Origin of the sequence: Muribaculum intestinale (genome assembly GCF_002201515.1) — a bacterium.
GTDB lineage: Bacteria > Bacteroidota > Bacteroidia > Bacteroidales > Muribaculaceae > Muribaculum > Muribaculum intestinale.
In genome coordinates this window covers 2989170-3009718 of sequence record NZ_CP021421.1, presented here as the reverse complement: position 1 = coordinate 3009718, position 20549 = coordinate 2989170, and the positions used below count along the sequence as shown (strand labels likewise).

The following is a 20549-nucleotide window of genomic DNA, read 5'->3' as shown; positions in this document are numbered from 1 at the left end:
GTCATTTATGCACTTATATATCAGGCTGATATGCCATCATGAGCGCAGCCATTATCACTGATAATTTGTGAGTTTCATAAGATATTGCTAATTTTGCAGAGTCAATGTGTATCTCTTACTAAGAGATGCAGACGGAACTTATCTTGATTTCAATCACACCAGAGTGTTTGGGACAGCCGACATATCCAAGTCAAACTCCTGCGGCAATGCATATGAAAACGCCATGGGAGGACAAGAGGAATTGTCTGGAAAAATGCATTTGTCCACTCGCAAAAACGATACCTTCATAGCTGAGTCAGAGCATGTTGCACAGCCCACTGCTTCCGACTTTTTCCGGATGACGATAGCCGGGACAGACAACCGCGCCACTGCCACCAACCGACAAAAAGCGCTCGCTGCCTACATTGATTATATAGGCACAGACACACTGGAATTTGACAGTTTCACATCACGACAACTCTCCGGATGGGCGATATGGCTCATACACGCCGGCCACACAGTCAAGACCGTCATACACTACATGAAGCACCTATCCGCACTCTACGGAAAGGCCATAGCCGAAGGACTTACCGCCGACAACGGCGCCTTCAACGGCATAGTGCAGCGTCTTGCCGCTCTCCCGGCCGATGCAATCAGAGTCGACTGCAACCCAGTCGCCACACTGCGCGACATTATTCTCTCTGGCGGCGCCACACAAAAGGCCAATCTTGCCAAGGACATCACGCTCTTCGCCATATTGGCCGGAGGAATCTCATTCGACGAGATAGCAGCATTCGAAAAAGACAATTATACCGGCGACGACCCAACGCTTAAGGCATTAGTCGCACGCTATTCAAAGCCACGCAACAAATACTTGTTTCCGCTCCGCCAATCAGAACGTACTCCGCGCCAGTTGCGCGAATATGTCAACACGCTGTTCTCGGCTACAATCCATGTCCACCACGCCCTCACCCCGGCAGACATATGGAGCACAATTGCCTACGACTGCGGCATATCGCCCGAAGAGATAATGAGCTGCACAGGAAAAATACCTGCAACCAACCCGGCATTCGCACTTACCGGAGCATCCCCCGTCGACAGCGACAATCGCGCCGCAATCCTACGCCGGGTGTCGGACACACTCACAAGCAATCCCTCCAACTGGTACGCGCTACAGATGCGCCACGGCACTGACTACGACGACATAGCCCGACGCATCGAAGCCCACACCGGTCGATTCCGCATCGAAGAGACATACTACCCGTGCCGAGAGATAGCGCGCCGCACAGGCCGCAAGTTCATATCCGAAAACAAACCGGTAGTGGCAGGACTAATGTTTGTAAAATGCAGATTCACCGACATCACTGCTATGATGCGCCACATCAGCGACATAGCATGGTGCTACCGACAGACAGCCCGCACCGGCAGCGCATATGCCGCCATTCCCCAGACGCAAATCGACCTCTACCAGCGGACAATCGGCATATTCACCCCCTCTACCGAGATATTCCCCGTCGGGACGCTCCCCATAGCTCCGGGCGACAGAGTAGTGGTAATCGGAGGCGAATTCTCCGGACAGCCGGCAGTGTTGCAGCAGCTGATTGGCCCCGACAGCGCTCCGACAATATGCCGCCTCACCCTCCCGGGAGCCAACAGCATAGAATGGCGCGTCGATGCCGACCCGCGCCTCATACGCAAAATCACCGAACAGCAGTATGACACTCTTGTCACAGAAATATCTGCCATCTGACTACACCCCCGACATTGCCGACATAGGCGATGTGGCCGGCTACACCCACCTGCTACTCATGCTCAGCCGGATACCCGCCGACAACCCCGCCGCCCCCGACCCTCGGGAGCTCGCCATGTCCATGCGCAGATGGTCCGACAGCATACGTAGTCAGATGCCACACTACGCTCCCGAGCATCTGGGCCGTGCCATAGAATGCTACGACATCTCCCACAGACTTGGCTACAACGAGCGCCCCGACTCACGCACCATCGATGAATACCGGCGTCAATACTTCGACTCATGGGCCCGAGGCAACGACCGAATCAACGAGTCGGACATCTATGCAATGGTATCCCGAAAGGCTGCCGCCACCCCCGACGATGTCGACAGCCGGCAGTTTGGCGCCTTCTACGACATACGCGAGCGATGGATGAAACAACTGCGCTACAACACGGCATTTGCCGAAACCACCCCCGGGGAAAACTATCGCCGACTGAGCCTCGTGATGCCGGAAAATCTTAGGCCGTGGTTCCGGTTTGACCAGCGCTCGCGAAAACGCCAATGGGCCGAATGCAACACGGTGGCCGACCTACGGTCGCTCGACACCCCTACCCTGCTATCATACAAGGGATTCAACCTATCACTCTGGCCCGCAGTAAACCCCGACGCCGAGTGCAACCGCGCATCCGACATCGTCATCGCCAGCGAACTCGCCATCCGTCCCGACCTCAACCGCTACGAGCGCCAGGCCTTCATCCTGGCAGAAACAATCTGAAAAAACGCCTAATATTAACATATCAAAATAAGAAATATCCGATTATAATTCATACGACTTTAATTAATTATGAATCAAATCAAATCCGGAATAATTCTATCGTATGCATCATTGGCGCTAAACAACATTGTAGCCATAGTATATACTCCTGTTCTATTACGATATTTAGGACAATCAGAGTATGGCCTATATTCATTAATAACATCAATAATCGCATATCTAACCATTTTGGATTTAGGCTTGGGAAATACTATAGTCAGATATTCAGCATTGTATAAAAGCGAAGGAAAAATAACAAAGTTGTATGATTTATTCGGGCTATTTATTAAAATATATCTTGGTATAAGTTGTTTTGTTGCGATTATTGGAGTCGGATTATATACCCAACTGGATGATTATTTGATTAAATCAATGAATACATCAGAGATTGAGCGTGCAAAAACTATGTATCTCTTTTTAATCGGTAATCTTATATTTACATTTCCTCTTAGCGTATTTTCGTCTATTGTAACTGCATATCAACGATTTGTTTTCGCAAAAGCACTAAATATAATCCGAATTGTATTACAACCATTAATCATGACTCCATTACTTATTTGGGGATATAAAGCAGTAGCATTAGTTGTTGTAATAACCGCACTAAACTTAGGAACATTAATTGCCAACATGCTCTATTCCTTTATAAAATTAAAAATAAGAGTTTCATGGAACAAAACAGATCCAGGCATTATACGTGAAATTTTCATTTTCTCATTTTACATATTCCTAGGAGTAGCAGTTGATAAAATGAATTGGTCAACAGGACAGATTATATTAGGACTTACGGCTGGCCCCTCTACTGTTGCAGTATATGCCGTGGCAATCCAGATTTTGTTATGTTTTTTTGGATTTGCAAGTTCAATATCTGGAATTTTCCTGCCAAAAATTACAGAAATGATAAATAAGCACAATTCATCAGAATTATTTTCTCAATTATTTATAAAGATTGGTCGACTTCAGTATATTCTATTACTATTGGTTTTAATGGGATTTTACTTTTTTGGCAAATCCTTTATTTTGTTTTGGGCTGGAAAAGATTACAGTAACGCATATGGATTATCTCTTATTGTTATGATTCCTCTTATGCTAACTGCAATACAGCATACCGGAGTATTGATTCTGCAAGCAATGAATCGCCAAAAGTTCAGGTCAATCGTGTATTTTTTTATTGCCATATTCAACATATTCTTAAGTTGGGCCTTATCATCTCAATTTGGAGAATATGGTTGTGCTATTTCGTTCGCAATTTGTATGCTGATTGGCAATATTCTCATAATGAATCTATACTTTGAAAGAAAAATCAGATTGGACATAACTCTGTTTTGGAAAGAGATTTTTAAATCAGTATATCTTATAATTTCAATGGTTGCATTTGGCTATACATTGATTCATGTCATAAACCCCAATAGCATAATTAAGCTATGTGGTGATATAATTATTTTTTCGACAATATTTACAATCTTATCTTATTATCTATATATGAATACATATGAAAGGCACCTATTATTCAACATATTAAAGAAATTAGGGTTATGAAAATAGGCATTCTAACACGTAGAGACGGATATAACTTTGGAACGTCTTTACAAGCATACGCAATATATCGTGCCATTAAAAGACTTGAAAACAATGTAATTGTTATCAATTACTCTGAATATTCTTTGAAAGCTAAGATAAAGTATATTGCTTTAAGCGTAATGGGGAAATTACATATACCATACAACAAATCAAATATACGATATATTCAACGCAAATTATTTATTGAGTTTGATAAATTACTTGACAAGACTTCATCACAATTCAGATATAACATACCTGATGGTTGGAATGATGGATTTGACAAGATTGTCTGTGGAAGCGACCAAATTTGGAATCCTGCACAAAAAACAGATGCGTTCTTACTGAATTTTGCCCCAGACTATGTTAGTAAAATTGCATATGCCCCAAGCATTGGATTGACTGATTGTATAGATAAGTTTACTTCCAATGACCTGTCTTTACTTAAAAAATTCAACCATTTATCATGCCGAGAAAGCAACGGCTGCAAGCTATTATCGTCCATGACAGGAATGAATTGCCATGAAGTAGTTGACCCCACTCTATTATTGGATTGCTCAGATTGGATTAAGATTGAGAAGCCTATAGATACTCCAAAATCATATCTCCTTACGTACTTTCTTGGTGAATCAAAAAACTATCCCGATAAAGCGATTCATGAATTAGCACAAAGATATAATCTTGAAATTATAAATGTATGTTTACCTCACTATAACGATTATCCGGGAATACTAAATATGAGGTGTGGGCCACAGGAATTTCTATATTTGATTCATAATGCCTCTATCATATGCACCAATTCATATCACGGTTCAGTATTTTCGATGATATTCAATAAATTATTTTATGTATTTGAAAGAAGATATAATATTTCAGGATACAATGAGCATTCACGTTTTGATACTTTATTTGCATCAACACCGTTGACAACTGTTCCTCTGACATCTAATCTTGATGAATTACCATATCAGCATATAGATTATGCTATGATTAATGAAGTAATTCAGAAGAAAAAAGAATTTTCTATTTCATATTTGCAAAAGTCTATTTATGACTGACAACATCCAATTATGTACTACGGAGAAATGTACCGGCTGTAAAGCATGTGGCGACATCTGTCCAATAAAATGTATTACATTTAAAGAGGACTCCGAAGGTTTCTATACTCCCGATATAAATCGCGACGTTTGTATCAAATGTGGGAGATGTATGAAGACTTGTCCAGTCATCACACCTCCAACCGACACAAACACACATAATCCCAAAACATACCACGCATACTCATTAAATCAACAGACGGTAAAAAGCAGTTCTTCCGGTGGTATATTTGTAGAATTGGCTAAGTCTATAATATCTCAAGGAGGAATAGTATGTGGGGTAACTCAAATTAAAGGGAGTCTTAAATCTGTTAATATCGCCATTGATAAATTCGACGATATTCAATTACTACAAGGCAGCAAATATGTACAATCAGATGCATCAAATATATATTCTACGGCTATAAAAGCATTAACGAACGGACAAAAAGTACTATTCAGCGGTACTCCATGCCAAATCGCCGGAATGAAAAATGCAGTAGGTAAAAATAAAGAAAATCTATTCTTGGTTGAAGTAATATGTCATGGGGTTCCATCATATCGTTTCTTCAAAAGATATTTAAATCAAGTCTCAAATTTATCACCTTCTTATTTTGAATTCAAAAATAACGCTATTTGGGATTATGATACCATTATGTATGATAATCGTAACCGAAAACACATTTTAATTGCAAAAAAAGATTTCTACATGAAAACCTTTCTAAATGAAGAAATCTTTCAAAATGCATGTTATAGCTGTCCTTTTGCAAAACTTCCTCGACAGGCAGATATTACGTTAGGGGATTATTGGGGAATTGAAAATTATGAACCTCACAATTCCATTAACAAAAGTGGGAATTCTGTCATTCTTATTAATAATGAGAAGGGGATGTCTCTGTTAAATGCGATTGAATCGGCTTGTTATATATCCGAAGTTGAGTTGAAAAATGTAGTCAAACGCAACCATAACATCTATGAACCGAGCAAATACAAACCACAACGAGCTACAATATACTCCGATATGGACAGATTGTCGTTAAGTGACATGGCAAAGAAATACAACCATAGATTCACAATTCGTAATTATCTTGGATTTTTAAAACGCCGAATTAAAGAAATATTCATATGATTACCCAATTAAAAAAAATCATTGACTCATCTTTAAGGAAAATCTATCCTTATATCCAGCGTAGTTATACTAAAAAAATCAAAGGTAGTAAACACAATATGTTTATATCATACCTTGCAGCACCGTTCTATCATAGAAATGACATAAAATATCTTAATCATCATCAAAACAGAGGTGAAACATTAATAATCGGCGATATTCTCTGCGAATTGGGAATTTCACATAAATTCGTAAGATTGGACAAACCTCTTATTACGTATGCTGGATATGATATTGTATTCGGAGTTGAGCCCAATTTTATAAAAGCGTGCAAGGCCAATCCCAATGCACTAAAAATATATTATGCTACGGGAGCGTATTGTAAATATCAGAATAAAGCTGTAAGAGAACGCACCGACCAATTTAATAAAAGTCATAACACATCTATTCCATATTATCGATTGGCAACAGAACATGATGCAATAGAAATTGCCGACGCGATAATTCAGATTGGGACAAAGCATACAATAGCCACATATCCTAAGCATATACAGAATAAAATTATCCCTATACGCCAAACTTGTCACACATATGACACCAACGACTATATTAAGAATAAATTGGAGAATGTAAGTTACTCCGATTTCGTATGGATGGGTAGTGCGGGAAGTATCTTAAAGGGGCTTGACTTAGTACTTGATTATTTTATCAGTCATCCTGGCTTAAATCTACATATCTTTGGCAATATCGATTTTGACATATGGGATTATTATAAGCAACGTGTTATCCAATGCAAAAATATTCATTTTTATGGATTATGCGATTTAGATTCTGACACTGTAAGAAATGTAGGCTTAAAATGCGCATATGTAATATTACCAAGTGCAAGCGAAGGATGCCCCGGTAGTGTAATAAACATGGCTAAATTAGGGTGTATCCCTATTGTTACTCCAATATCTTCTTTTGAAGGATTGGAATCATACGGATTAATAATTCCATCGTATACATCCGAGGGAATCGATATGGCAATACAAACAGCTATCAATTGGACAAAAGACGAGATTAATTCTAAGATAGAGGGGATTTTTGATTTTTCAAACAAAAATTTCTGTAAAAAGACATTTACCGAAGATTTTCAAACTGCGCTTAGCGCCATTATTTCTAAGTATGAAAATAAATCAGCAGACTAAGGCGAATGTAGTGATGTTTGTGGTAAGTTTATTACCTCCGCTTATAATAAACTGTTCAATCACCGATTCATTCTTCCCCTTTCAGTTTGTAAACTTTATTTTAATAGTATGGTGTGCTTGTCGGATCTTCTCCTTTGACAATAAGCCCATTTCCTCTGACACAATAACCTATCTATTTATATATATATTTCTTGGTATAGCGCCACTGTACCAGTTCTCGGCAAAGGCATTGCTATGGGGAGGAGCACCAATCAAAGACACTGATTATTTCTATGCAACAATCATATTGCTTGGAGGAATATTAATATACGACATGGCATATCGTGTATATTATTATAGTAAACGGCATTTAAGGCAATCGAAGAGTTCAACTCATGCAAAGTCGTTACAATTAAGTAATACTCGAGCCTTAATATTAAGCACTCTTTCTTTAGTCATCACATTGTATGCTTACAAAGATTATCCGATATTATTAATATTACGCGAGTATAACGAAGATGTAAAAATCGTATTTGATGCATTCAGTAATACATCATTAAATCTAATATACACTATTGTAATTCGTCCTATTCCTATTGTTGTATTGATGTACTACAATATCATAAGTAAGAAGCAATGTCTGTTTTCATATATACTACTATTCATTGTTCTAATCACAAATTTCCCATTATCCCTTCCTCGCTTTTATGTTGCTGGATTATATCTGCCACTTATGTTTACATACTACAGACATCTAATCTACAAGCCTTTATTAATTAAATTCATATTTATATTCGGTATTTTATTCGTTTTCCCTTTTTTGAATCAAGGTCGTACTGTTACTTCTATTTCAGAATTGGAAGTGAGTATTATTCCAGACTATGAAATGTTTTTGACGGGTCATTTTGATACATTTCAAAACGGACTTCGTGTAATTAGAGATAATTATGTCACTTACGGTGAACAATTATTAGGAGTAATTTTATTTTGGTTTCCACGATCAATATGGCCTGGAAAACCAATTGGCTCCGGGGGAGTAATCGCTGAAGAATTTGGCCTTACATTTGACCATATTGCACTTAATTATTGGGCTGAGGGGTGGATTAATTTTGGGTTAATAGGCATTGTCTTATTCTCTATAATTTTAGGCAAAATAAATGCCACATTTGATATAAAATTTTACAAACGAAAGCCCTCAATATGTTACATGACAATATATTTCATTTATCTAGGCATGTTGTTCTTCATACTCCGTGGAGACTTGATTAGTTGCGTAGCATATATGGTTGGTCTGTCAGCCGCGACATATGGATGTTCAAAACTTATTATACATAAATCCCGATGAAAATAATATTTGACAATATTATATTCTCTCTTCAAAAATCTGGAGGAATATCAATATTATGGCAAAATCTATTATCTAAAATATCTGAGACAAAGGAGTTTAAGACCGAATTTATTGAGTATCCTTATTCAATAAATAATATCTTCAGTCGACAATTAAAGATTCCGATAGACAAAATAGATTTCAGATCAGGACGCATATTGAGTATTAAACGATATTTTCCCCCTAAAATAAAATGCACCGAACCATTCATCTTTCATTCTTCTTATTATAGGACATCCAATTCCTCGAAAGCCATTAATATAACGACAGTCCATGATTTCACTTATGAAAAATATTTTCCTTTTTTAAAACGAATTATCCACTCTTGGCAAAAATTCAAGGCAATAAGGAAATCAGATTATATTGTATGCATCTCCGAGAATACGAAATCCGACTTATTGAATTATATTCCAGATATTGATTCAAACAAAATAAGAATTATATATAATGGTGTTTCTTCCGACTATTGTCCTTTATCTCAAAAACCATATCCGAATTTAAGCAACTCTATTCTATTTATCGGTTCTCGAGTTGATTATAAAAATTTCGATTATACAATTGAATGTATACAACAGTCTTCTTTTAATTTAGTAATCTGTGGGAATAGGCTATCTAATGAGGAACAAATAAAATTAGACACAAAATTAGGACCAGATAGATACCAGGTAGTTGAGAATCCCGATAATCATGAGTTAAACAAAATATATAACTCTGTATTCTGTTTGTCATATCCATCTTCATATGAAGGATTTGGGATACCTGTAATTGAAGCGCAAAAAGCAGGTTGCCCAGTAATCGCATTAAATAAATCCAGCATACCTGAAATAATTGGTAATGGATATCCAATGCTACGCGATTTAACACAAGCTGAATTCAATCGCATTATAAATCAGTTCAAGAATCCAGACATCAGAAATAAAATAATTTCATTAGGATATCAGAATTCCTCAAAATTTTCTTGGGAGAAAATGATACAGGAGTACACTGATTTGTATTTGGAAATTTCCTCTCTCATAAAACAATAATTTATCACTTTATGAAAATATCCATCATCACCGCTACGTGGAATAGCGGTGCGACTCTTCGTGACACTATGGAGAGCGTATTGTCTCAGGATTACACCGACTTCGAACATCTGATAATCGACGGAGGGTCAACAGATAACACTCTCGACATCGTAAGAGAACTCGAACCGCGGTATGGCGGAAAACTAAAATGGATATCTGAGCGCGACCGCGGCATCTACGATGCCATGAACAAGGGGATAATGATGGCAACCGGAGATGTAATCGGCATACTCAACTCCGACGATTTCTATACATCAACCGATATACTATCAACTGTTGCCGACGGTATCCAACAATACGATGCCGTATATGCCGATATCCACTATGTCGACCCGGCCGATTTGACCAGACCGGTACGCCATTACTCGTCGGCTCCATTCCGCCGATGGAAGATGCGACTCGGATTCATGCCTGCCCACCCATCGTTCTACTGCCGCAGGTCGGTATATACACGATTCGGTCTGTTTGACCTCGACTTTAAAGTTGCCGCCGACTTTGAGCAACTGCTCAGACTTATTTATATAAACCGCATCTTCACACACTATATACCCCGTGACTTTGTCACCATGCGCACAGGCGGGGCATCTTCCTCCGGATTTCAAAGCCACAAACGTATACTTCGCGACCACCTCAGGGCATACAAGAAAAACGATGTTCCGTCCAACCTATTCCTTGAATCGCTTCGTTATGCTTATCGTGTAGTAGAAAAAATTTCTTTTTCCACAAAGAAAATACTGAAAAAGAATTTCCAATAACACTCATCACAATCCTTACAGATATACTGCGCCGCCGATACCTTGACAAGGATATCGGCGGCGCAGTATATATAGATATTTCAAATTTTGTTGTACCTTTGTCTGCATCAGCCACATTTCATAATCATAAACATGGGATGGCCGACATAATCATGATTTACAGATATTGACAATGACAACTCAAATATACAACGGAAAGATTCTAATACCGGGAGGACGCTGGATCGACGGCGGTTCGGTAGTAATAGCCGACGGTAGAATTGACGATATATATGCCCACAGCCGCATATTCGAAAATATTGGCAAAGCCATTGATGCCGAGGGGGGATACGTGTTGCCCGGAGGCATTGACATGCACATACATGGAGGAGGGGGCCGCGACTTTATGGAAGCCACTTCCGAGGCTTTCCGCACTGTCATAGATGTGCACCGTAGCCACGGTACCACGTCGCTGTTCCCCACCCTTGCTTCGGCATCCGAATCCACCATACGCCAAGCGGCTGCCATATGCTCTGAGCTTGCATCCGACCCCGGAAGCGGAGTCTTAGGGCTGCATCTCGAAGGTCCGTATTTTCATCCGTCGATGGTCGGAGGCCAGATTCCCGAGAACATACGTCTGCCCCATCCTTCGGAATATGTCGGGATTATTGAAGACTTTCCATGCATAAAACGCTGGGATGCGGCTCCAGAGTTGCCCGGGGCTCTCGACTTCGCTCGATTTGCTACAGGCAAGGGTGTAGTAGCCGGCCTCGGCCACACACGTGCCGGCTATGGCGAGATTGTAGCAGCATATGAGAACGGCTACACTCTGGCTACTCATTTTTATAATGCCATGACCACATCTCATAAAGAAGGTATCTACAAGCATGAGGGTACAGTCGAATCGGTATTCCTGATGGATGGCATAAATGTGGAGGTAATATCCGACGGTATCCATGTGCCTCCTGTAATACTTAAGCTCATACATAAAATCAAAGGATACCGGCGCATGTGCCTTGTCACTGACTCGCTGGCAATCACCGACTCGACCGACGGGAGCTCGTTTGATGACCGTATCATGATTGAAAACGGGGTGTGCAAACTGAAAGACGGCTCAGCCATAGCAGGCAGTTGCGCCACAATGGATCGCCTGATACGCACCGCCGCCCTTGAAGCCGAGATACCGCTTGAGGATGTAGCACGCATGGTGTCGGAGACTCCGGCGATGATAATGGGTGTATACGACCGCAAGGGGAGCATCGCCAGACATAAAGACGCAGATATAATAATAATGGACAGGAGCCTTGGCCTGACCCATGTCATCGCAATGGGGAATGAGATACCGGTTGCCGGCGCCATTGCATGACACATGCTACGACTTGCATTTCTCTTTCCGGCATATCTTGAGACGCAAACATACAGCAGGCCCTAAACGTTAATAAATATGAAAGCACAATGCTTTCATTTTGAAACTCCGGGCCAAAATCATATATTTGCATACTGACCCTTTCAGCCGTAACCAAATATAAAAAAACATAGTCCAATCGACATGTCGCCAGCATCGCCTACATATACTCCTGAAAAGATACAGAACGACCTTCGTGTGCTCGAACTGTTATCCAACAATTTTCCGAATGTAAGTGCGGCCTCTACAGAAATCATCAATCTTGAGGCCATCCTCAACCTGCCAAAAGGAACCGAACATTTCATAGCCGACATCCACGGGGAGCACGAGGCATTCCGGCACATACTGAAAAACGCTTCAGGAAATATAAAGCGTAAAGTAAAGGAAATATACGGCACCGCCATGAGAGACGATGCCATACGAAGCCTTTGTACGCTCATATATTATCCTGAACGTAAACTCGAACTTCTTAAGGCAGACGAGACCGATCTTGACAATTTCTACAACATCACACTTCACCATCTGGTAAGAGTGCTTCAGTCGGTATCATCAAAATATACTCGCTCAAAAGTAAGAAAGGCCCTACCCAAGGAATTTGCATACATTATCGAGGAACTTTTACATGAATCTCCATCCGACGATGACAAGCAGGCATATTTCAACCGAATCATAGAGACAATCATATCCACCGGACAGGCCGATGCCTTTATCGTGGCCATGTGCAATACCATCCAGCGTCTCAGCATCGACCAGCTACACATACTCGGCGACGTATTCGACCGAGGCCCTGGAGCACATATAATCATGGACACACTCTGCGAATACGGACGGTTTGACATGCAGTGGGGCAACCACGATGCACTATGGATGGGCGCTGCCGCCGGCAACAATGCATGCATAGCCAATGTATTGCGCCTGTCGCTACGTTATGGCAACATGGCGACTCTTGAAGACGGCTACGGCATAAACCTCGTGCCACTGGCTACATTTGCAATGGAGACATACGCCGACGACCCATGTGCCAACTTCACACCAAAGCTGAATAACGATGACATCCTGTATGATGACAAGACGCGTCGTCTGCTCGCCCAGATGCACAAGGCCATTGCCATAATACAGTTTAAACTTGAGGGACAGCTTGCCGACAAACGTCCGGAATGGGGCATGCAGAACCGCAAACTCCTTGACAAGATTGACATGCAACGTGGTGTGCTCACTCTTGACGGGAAAGAATATGAGCTAAAAGACAACCGATTTCCTACTGTCGACCCTACCAATCCATTCAGGCTGACCGACGAGGAGTTGGAACTGGTAAACAAACTGCATCACTCGTTTATCATCAGCGAACGACTTAAAAAGCACATACAATGCATACTCCTGAATGGTTGCATGTATACGGTATGCAACTCCAACCTGTTGTTTCACGCCTCAATGCCGTTGAATGCAGACGGTTCGCTTAAAGAAGTTGCTATTGGCGGAAAGCGTTACAAGGGTCGCGACCTATTCAACCACATAGGCATGACAATGCGTGCGGCCTTCAACGCAGAAACCGATTCCGACGAAAAAGACTTCGCCATTGATTATTACTGGTATCTATGGTGCGGTCCTGACTCTCCACTTTTTGATAAATCAAAAATGGCGACATTCGAACGATATTTTCTTAGTGACAAGGAGACACATCGCGAAGAAAAAGGCAACTACTATGAGTTGAGAAACAAAGAAGAAGTATGCGATATGATTCTCGACTCGTTTGATGTCGAAGGTGAACACCGACATATAATCAACGGCCATGTGCCTGTGCGTATAAGTAAAGGTGAGACGCCCATACGCGCCAACGGCAAACTGATGGTAATTGACGGCGGCTTTGCAAAAGCATATCACGACACAACCGGAATCGCCGGTTACACTCTGGTATACCACAGCCGGGGCTTTCAACTCGTGCAGCACGAGCCTTTCTCTTCTACAGAAGAGGCCATAAAGAACGGAACTGATATCGTGAGTACGACACAGATTGTCGAACTCACCAATCATCGTATGCGAGTAAGAGACACCGATAAAGGTCATGAATTGTCAGCTCAGATTGACGAACTGATGGAACTATTGTACGCCTACCGCACAGGTATTTTAAAAGAACGCACAAACGGCAAACCAATCAGTTGATTCATATAGAATGAGATAATACCCGACAACGCCATTCTCCTCCTTGCATATTGTTACTTAATAGTACATTACAATTAGCGTTTCCGTGAGCTGCCGGTCGATTTCCATGAAGTCAACTGCAGCTCCTTTTTTACAGGGCTGGCGCATGAGATTTAACTATCCTTAAAGACTTTGTACAGATATTCAGTGCTCCACATACATTTTTTGCGTCTTCGTTTAAGGCTGAGTTTATCGTTCTGCTTTTTAAGCATTTCCAATGCATACTTGCGCATCGCTGAAAAATTGACAGCGCCATTCTTGGCGCGTACGCGGCACATATCTTCCCGAAACGTCACGTCGAGATGCCAGTGCAGTTTGTTCTCGATACCCCAGTGCGCACGAATACGCATCGCATAGTAAGAAGCCTCATCTTTCTCCACGCTGCTGAGATAGTAGATTGTTTCACGCGAGCGGGCACCGTTCTCAGTACGCTCACGCTCCATCTTTATGATACGTTTAAGACCGGGCCACTTCTCGTACATTCCCTCCTGTTCCAAAAGTGTCGTATCCATAATTGAACAGGTTCTCTTCTCAACTCTTCCGTGCCCCTTTTCCTCGGTTGTGTATACCGATATTGGAGTAGTGCGACTAAAGATACTTTCCGTCAAGCCCTTGAGTATCGGCTGATTGTCTTTAAGCGCCATCAGATAGTCGCCGCCCTGGAGTATGATCTGTTCTGCGATATTACGGTGGGTCCCCATTGCGTCGACTGAAACCAATGCCCCTGTAAGCCATAAAGAGGACAATACGGACGGCAGAACCGTAAGTTCGTTGGTCTTGCCATCCACCGGCTTTTCGGCAACGCAGATTTCTGTTTCAGATACCCACGCATTGAGGATATACAGTCCGTGGCATCCGGGACTCCTGGGATTTTCACCCCGCAGTTTCTTACCGTCAATGATGACCTGATTGCCGCACAGGGATTCGATTATGTGGCCTCGGCAGCAATCAAGACTTGCCCGGAGCTGAGCGGGATTGACAGACTCTACAACACGAAGTATCGTGTCACCACACGGGACGCCGTTGCTAAGCTTCAGCAATCCGGCGGCCTTGAATTCTTCCTCTCGGTCTGTAACCATATCCGATATGTCGTCACAGTCCTCACAATCACACAACACGCCGATGAGTGCCATTCGGAGCACATCCTCGAGCTCATGTTTAACCTTGCCCAAGTCACGCGGGTCTTTTACTTTGCTGAAAATTTCTATTTGCATACCTCTAATATATCCATTTTCAGCAATATATGCAATATCTGAAAGTTTATTTCACATAATCAGGTGAATTTTTGACTGAATTTGAGTTAAATCTCATGCGCCAGCCCTGCCTTTTTTATGAGTCAGCATCGTAATGTCACGGATTCTCCGTATCTTTGCAGTGCTATGCCGCAAAAACAACGAACACCTAATAGACGACGTAAAAAACGCTCTGCCAACAATAGGCTGAGCGTAAATGCCCGTCTCATGATGATTGGATTTCTTACATTAGCCGCGATAGCCATAATAATGTCGTCCGGGAAATTCAACGAGTATAATGCCGAAAAAGATTGTCCCAGCCGTTATGACAGCCTTGAGTACGTTATTACAAATCCGGAATTGCCCGAAGAAATAATATACTATACGGGCATGACCATATCATATAATCGTCGTGCTCATGTGCCCAACTGGGTTGCATGGGAACTTACACGTGAAGAGACTCTTGGAGAAGAACCCCGCGCTCAAAACTTTGTGACCGATGAAAACGTAGACGGATGCGCCGACCCTTGGGATTACAGCTATTCCGGATACGACCGCGGACATATGGCTCCAGCCGGAGATATGAAATGGAGCCCGACGGCAATGCGCGAATCATTCTACATGACCAATGTATGTCCTCAAGTAAAGAAACTCAATACCGGCACATGGAAACGCCTCGAAACTAAGTGCCGCACATGGGCTCAGGTAGACAGTGCTATCTATATTATATGCGGCCCGATTCTTACAGACACTCTGACTGAAACAATCGGCGACAGCCATGTAATAGTGCCTAAACGTTTCTTTAAAGTAATCCTATCGCCCTATGCCAGTCCACCGCGTGGTATAGGATTCATAATGAACAACGGTTATGTGAAAGGGGGCATGCAGCAGGCGGCAGTATCAATTGATGAAGTTGAGGCTGCAACTGGCCATAATTTCTTCTCATCTCTCCCCGACGATATTGAAAATGAAGTCGAGTCGCAATGCCGTTTCCACAATTGGTCAGTACTAAAATAATATCAACCCAAATTACACATTAAAAATACCGAGATGTCAACGATATGTGCAATTTCTACCCCAGGAGGTGTAGGAGGTATTGCAGTAGTAAGAATCAGCGGCCCGGAAGCCATCGACATTGCCGATAGACTTTGGCTTGGTAAATCTCTTAAACAATGTGACAGCCATACAGCCCATCTTGGATGGATAACCGACAGCAACGGCGAAAAACTCGACCAAGGTGTTGCAACAATATTCAGAGGCCCACGTTCTTTTACAGGAGAAGATACTGTGGAATTCTCTATACACGGCTCGCTTTACATCCAAAGAGAATTGCTTAATGCGCTGCTTGCCAACGGCTGCCGAATGGCTGAAGCCGGCGAATTCACTCGTCGCGCTTTTACATCCGGGCAAATAGACCTGGCTGAAGCAGAAGCAGTTGCCGACGTTATCGCATCAACTTCAAGAGCGTCCCATCGACTTGCTGTAAGCCAAATGAAAGGTGACTTCTCACAACGTATAGAACATCTAAGAGAAAGTCTGCTTGATTTGGCTTCATTGCTTGAACTCGAACTCGATTTCTCGGATCAAGAAGTGGAATTTGCATCAAGGGAGCGTCTGATGCAAATCGCTATAGCCGTCAAAGATACCGTAAATACCCTTGCCGGAACATTTCATCGTGGACAAGCGTTCCGCACTGGAATACCTACCGCCATCGTCGGTGCTACAAACGTTGGGAAATCAACCCTGCTCAATCGCCTGCTCCATGATGATAGAGCAATTGTAAGCGATATTCATGGTACGACCCGCGATACAATCGAAGACACGACTGAAATAGGAGGAGTGATATTCCGCTTCATAGATACTGCCGGATTGCGCGATACCAGCGACACTATCGAAGCAATGGGAATAAACCGCTCTATTCAGCGCATTCGTAATGCTTCTATAATAATCCTTGTGGCAGACTCAACACGCCCCGAGACACTTAGCGAGGCATGGCATCGAATAGAAGATACATTATCCGACCGGAACAACGCCTCGCAACCCTATCCTACCCTGCTGCTCCTATGGAATAAGACCGATATAAACAATAATCAACCGGCCATTACAACGGAGGAGTCATCTGAAATTCCAGAAAACAAGACGAATTCCAATGGCAAACAAAGCCAAAACCGATATAACTCCGATGAAATCGAACAACGAATTAAGGATTTCTGCAAAATTAACGGCATGGAATTGCATCATGCGCATTATAGTGCCAAAACAGGAGAAGGATGCGACATTGAAGATGTATTGATGAAATGTGCCGCAACTGACATGTTGAATAATTCCGATATAATAGTTACTAATGCCCGCCACTACCAGTCATTAATAAATGCTCTCGACTCAATATCCCGAGTAATCGACGGGCTAAATACAAATATCCCTCCTGAATTTGTCGCACAGGATCTTCGACAGACCCTTACATCTCTTGGCGAAATAACCGGCACTATTTCCACACCACAGATTCTATCCTCAATATTTTCCCGGTTCTGCATCGGAAAATAGATAAACGCTTGAAAATCACATAATTAGCTAGCAAATAACACGAAACGCCTCTTTTCAGGGGCGTTTTTTATTGGTCAAAATTGCCGATTTTTGTGCATTTTGGTCGATTTTAGCGATTTCCTGTACCGCGATTGTACCGTTTCCGGGGTTCACCACCTACCTCATCCGAGGTAGTGGAGGATGTTGCACACGCTTGCACACAGTTGCACGCGCTTGCACAAAAAAGTAACCGTTTTAACAGAAATAACTATGAGTAGTACAATCGAAATCTCAAAAATCTGTGGTTGGTGCGGTAAAGAGTTCATTGCTCGCAAATGCTCCACCAAGTACTGTTGTAAGCGATGTAGCGAACATGCTTATAAAGCGGAAAAACGTAAAGAACATGTTGCTCGATGCAACGAAAAAGCAGTGGAAACTGAGAAAGTTAAACAGTCGGGTAATAATGAGTATATGACGCCACGTCAGTGTGCAGCTTTACTAGGCCTTTGTGTTAGAACTATCTATTATCATCTGGAAGCAAATCTCATACCATGCATACGCCTGAAAGGTAAGACTCTCATCAGCCGAGCAAGCATTGACAAGATGTTTGAGAACCCTCCTGAATATATCAAGAGGGAGAAGATGGTGGCTGAACCCATTGAGGAGTTTTATACGACCAAGGAGATTCTTGAAAAGTTTGGCATAAGCAATTCGTGGCTTTTCAAGATGGCAAAGGAGCGGAACATTCCGAAAACAGTTGTCCGTGGCAAAACACTCTGGAGTCGGAAACACATCGACAAGGCTCTTGCCGATAAACAGCCAACTGAGACGGTAGCAGAAGAATGGTATTCCGTAGAAGAAGTGTGCGCCAAGTTCAATATGTCGAAAGAGGCTGTCTATCGTTTCGTGTCGGAGCGGAAGATTGGCAAGCGTAAGGATAAATGTAAGGTTTTCTATTCGCGCCGTCAGTTTGACAAGGCGATGGGAATTGAGTCTGAGTTGGAGCCGGAATACTACACCATGCCGGAAGCGATGGCGCGGTATAACATGACCCGTGACCAGATTTCCCATTACGTCCGGACACATGACATTCCAAGAAGTTATGAGGGCAGGTATGTGAGAATCGACCGCAAGGCTCTCAATGCTCTGTTCGCCCCACCGAAGATTGGTTAAAAATCGGTGAGCGGTACAGGTGATTCTATCATCACCATTTCACCATCAGTCTTTTATATAGTTTTGTATAACGATTAATCAACAAACAAGAAATACAACCATGTTACCATCAACCTGTTCCAAAGTCAGCCTGCGCCAGCGTCCGATAAAGAACGACCGCCTGTCGCTGTACCTCGACTACTACCCGGCGATACGCAATCCAAGAACAATGAAGATGTCGCGTCGTGAGTACCTGGGATTCTACATATTCGCAAATCCGCGCAACAAATATCAGCGTGAATACAACGACTCGATACTGATGCGTGCCGAGATAATACGCTGCCGCCGTCAGGAGGCGGTCATTAACAATGAGTTCGGTTTCCTCGACCGCGAACAGCCGAAAGCCGACTTTCTGCTGTATTTTGAGGAGAAAGCGAAAAAGCATTATGACAAGTGGCTCATCGTCTATCGTCACTTCGAGAGATTCGTAAAGGGGAAATGCTCATTCGGCGATGTCACCATAGAGTTGTGCAACAAATTCCGTGAATATCTGCTGACAGCCAAACAGCTCCGTCACCCTAAACTGACCATCACACGCAATTCTGCCGCCGGATATTGGTCAACATTCCGCGCTCTGCTGAAAGAGGCATACAAAGAACGGTTGCTTAAAGAAAATCTCAACGACTTCATTGAGGATATCGAATATGAGGAGGTCAAGAAAAATTTTCTCACGGCTGATGAAGTGAAGTTGCTTGCCGCCACACCCTGCGAGAAGCCTATACTGAAAGCGGCCTCACTGTTCTCTATACTGACAGGATTGCGAATAAGCGACATACTCAAATTGCGGTGGGAGGATATACGTCCGGATGCCGATGGAGAGATGGCTATGTTCATCCGTATTCAGAAGACGCAGAAAGAATCAATCCACCCTCTCAGTCCGGAGATGCTGGCATTGTGCGGCGAACGGGACAAGGGGATTGTCTTCAAGGGATTCAACCGCTCTATGACGCAGGAACCGCTGAAGAAATGGCTGAAAGCGGCGGGTATCACAAAACGTATAACATTCCACCGTTTCCGAGATACGTTCGCCACTCTCCAACTCGCTGCCGGGACTGACATATATACGGTAAGCAAGATGCTCGATCATGCCAACGTGACCACGACGCAAATTTACGCCCGATTGGTTGACTCCACCAAACGCGACACAGTTGGTCGCATAAAACTTACATAAAATCATCAATGGCAACCGTGGTTCAGTGTGGACCACGGTTGCTGTTTACTCATCTTGTGACTTATATCCGGTGACACAGTTACCCGATAATAAACCATTGGTTTCCATATTATTCCATTTTAGTTCATGTTAGCAATACGACTGTTAAAAAAGGACATTACAGGATAAAATTTGTGTCCAAAAT

Annotated in this window: 16 protein-coding genes and 1 pseudogene; 16 read left to right on the top strand and 1 reads right to left on the bottom strand. The window is 42.6% G+C overall.

Translation table 11 applies throughout. From position 1 onward, the window contains the following. Window positions 1–253: 253 nt before the first annotated feature. The 11 genes from ADH68_RS12435 (at window position 254) to ADH68_RS12385 (ending at window position 14188) form a co-directional block, all read left to right on the top strand. Complete coding sequence (locus ADH68_RS12435; RefSeq protein WP_133169808.1) at window positions 254–1729, top strand: phage integrase SAM-like domain-containing protein; 1476 nt, start codon at window positions 254–256, stop codon at window positions 1727–1729. After that, window positions 1695–2486, top strand: coding sequence for a hypothetical protein (locus tag ADH68_RS12430; RefSeq protein ID WP_068960555.1), 792 nt, complete (start codon window positions 1695–1697; stop codon window positions 2484–2486). The genes ADH68_RS12435 and ADH68_RS12430 overlap by 35 nt, the downstream gene beginning before the upstream one ends. Window positions 2487–2555: 69 nt before the next feature. Then, entirely contained in the window at window positions 2556–4061 is a 1506-nt protein-coding gene (locus ADH68_RS12425; RefSeq protein ID WP_068960556.1) for an oligosaccharide flippase family protein, read from the top strand. Then, window positions 4058–5140 (top strand): polysaccharide pyruvyl transferase family protein, encoded by a 1083-nt coding sequence (locus ADH68_RS12420; RefSeq protein WP_068960557.1) that lies wholly within the window; start codon window positions 4058–4060, stop codon window positions 5138–5140. Before ADH68_RS12425 ends, ADH68_RS12420 begins: the two co-directional genes overlap by 4 nt. Further along, window positions 5133–6287 (top strand): Coenzyme F420 hydrogenase/dehydrogenase, beta subunit C-terminal domain, encoded by a 1155-nt coding sequence (locus tag ADH68_RS12415; protein WP_084273993.1) that lies wholly within the window; start codon window positions 5133–5135, stop codon window positions 6285–6287. Before ADH68_RS12420 ends, ADH68_RS12415 begins: the two co-directional genes overlap by 8 nt. Beyond that, entirely contained in the window at window positions 6284–7456 is a 1173-nt protein-coding gene (locus ADH68_RS12410; RefSeq protein ID WP_068960559.1) for a glycosyltransferase, read from the top strand. The genes ADH68_RS12415 and ADH68_RS12410 overlap by 4 nt, the downstream gene beginning before the upstream one ends. Further along, window positions 7434–8780: an O-antigen polymerase gene (locus tag ADH68_RS12405; RefSeq protein WP_068960560.1), complete on the top strand. Its 1347-nt coding sequence runs from the start codon at window positions 7434–7436 to the stop codon at window positions 8778–8780. Before ADH68_RS12410 ends, ADH68_RS12405 begins: the two co-directional genes overlap by 23 nt. Beyond that, the gene (locus ADH68_RS12400) at window positions 8777–9847 is read left to right on the top strand and encodes a glycosyltransferase family 4 protein (protein ID WP_068960561.1); all 1071 of its coding nucleotides are present in this window, start codon (window positions 8777–8779) and stop codon (window positions 9845–9847) included. Before ADH68_RS12405 ends, ADH68_RS12400 begins: the two co-directional genes overlap by 4 nt. Window positions 9848–9858: 11 nt before the next feature. Then, the gene (locus tag ADH68_RS12395) at window positions 9859–10644 is read left to right on the top strand and encodes a glycosyltransferase family 2 protein (protein WP_068960562.1); all 786 of its coding nucleotides are present in this window, start codon (window positions 9859–9861) and stop codon (window positions 10642–10644) included. Between the two features lie 172 nt (window positions 10645–10816). Further along, the gene (gene nagA / locus ADH68_RS12390) at window positions 10817–11989 is read left to right on the top strand and encodes an N-acetylglucosamine-6-phosphate deacetylase (RefSeq protein ID WP_068960563.1); all 1173 of its coding nucleotides are present in this window, start codon (window positions 10817–10819) and stop codon (window positions 11987–11989) included. A 183-nt stretch (window positions 11990–12172) separates the two neighbouring features. Continuing rightward, window positions 12173–14188: a fructose-bisphosphatase class III gene (locus ADH68_RS12385; protein WP_068960564.1), complete on the top strand. Its 2016-nt coding sequence runs from the start codon at window positions 12173–12175 to the stop codon at window positions 14186–14188. Window positions 14189–14340: 152 nt separating this feature from the next. Here ADH68_RS12385 and ADH68_RS12380 read toward each other — a convergent pair whose 3' ends face one another. Next, window positions 14341–15441 (bottom strand): ISAs1 family transposase, encoded by a 1101-nt coding sequence (locus tag ADH68_RS12380; RefSeq protein WP_068959909.1) that lies wholly within the window; start codon window positions 15439–15441, stop codon window positions 14341–14343. A 246-nt stretch (window positions 15442–15687) separates the two neighbouring features. Between ADH68_RS12380 and ADH68_RS12375 the strand changes: the two genes are divergently transcribed. The 5 genes and pseudogenes from ADH68_RS12375 (at window position 15688) to ADH68_RS12360 (ending at window position 20365) form a co-directional block, all read left to right on the top strand. Beyond that, window positions 15688–16476, top strand: a complete 789-nt coding sequence (locus tag ADH68_RS12375) for a DNA/RNA non-specific endonuclease (RefSeq protein WP_157755898.1) — start codon at window positions 15688–15690, stop codon at window positions 16474–16476. Between the two features lie 33 nt (window positions 16477–16509). Next, window positions 16510–18003 carry a tRNA uridine-5-carboxymethylaminomethyl(34) synthesis GTPase MnmE gene (gene mnmE, locus ADH68_RS12370; RefSeq protein WP_068960566.1) on the top strand — a complete coding sequence of 498 codons (1494 nt, stop codon included), beginning with the start codon at window positions 16510–16512 and terminating at the stop codon, window positions 18001–18003. Between the two features lie 180 nt (window positions 18004–18183). After that, window positions 18184–18585, top strand: a pseudogene (locus ADH68_RS14305) (helix-turn-helix domain-containing protein); the annotation flags it as partial. Further along, the gene (locus tag ADH68_RS12365) at window positions 18586–19155 is read left to right on the top strand and encodes a helix-turn-helix domain-containing protein (RefSeq protein WP_232321484.1); all 570 of its coding nucleotides are present in this window, start codon (window positions 18586–18588) and stop codon (window positions 19153–19155) included. Between the two features lie 100 nt (window positions 19156–19255). Next, the gene (locus tag ADH68_RS12360) at window positions 19256–20365 is read left to right on the top strand and encodes a tyrosine-type recombinase/integrase (RefSeq protein WP_068960568.1); all 1110 of its coding nucleotides are present in this window, start codon (window positions 19256–19258) and stop codon (window positions 20363–20365) included. Window positions 20366–20549 lie beyond the last annotated feature (184 nt).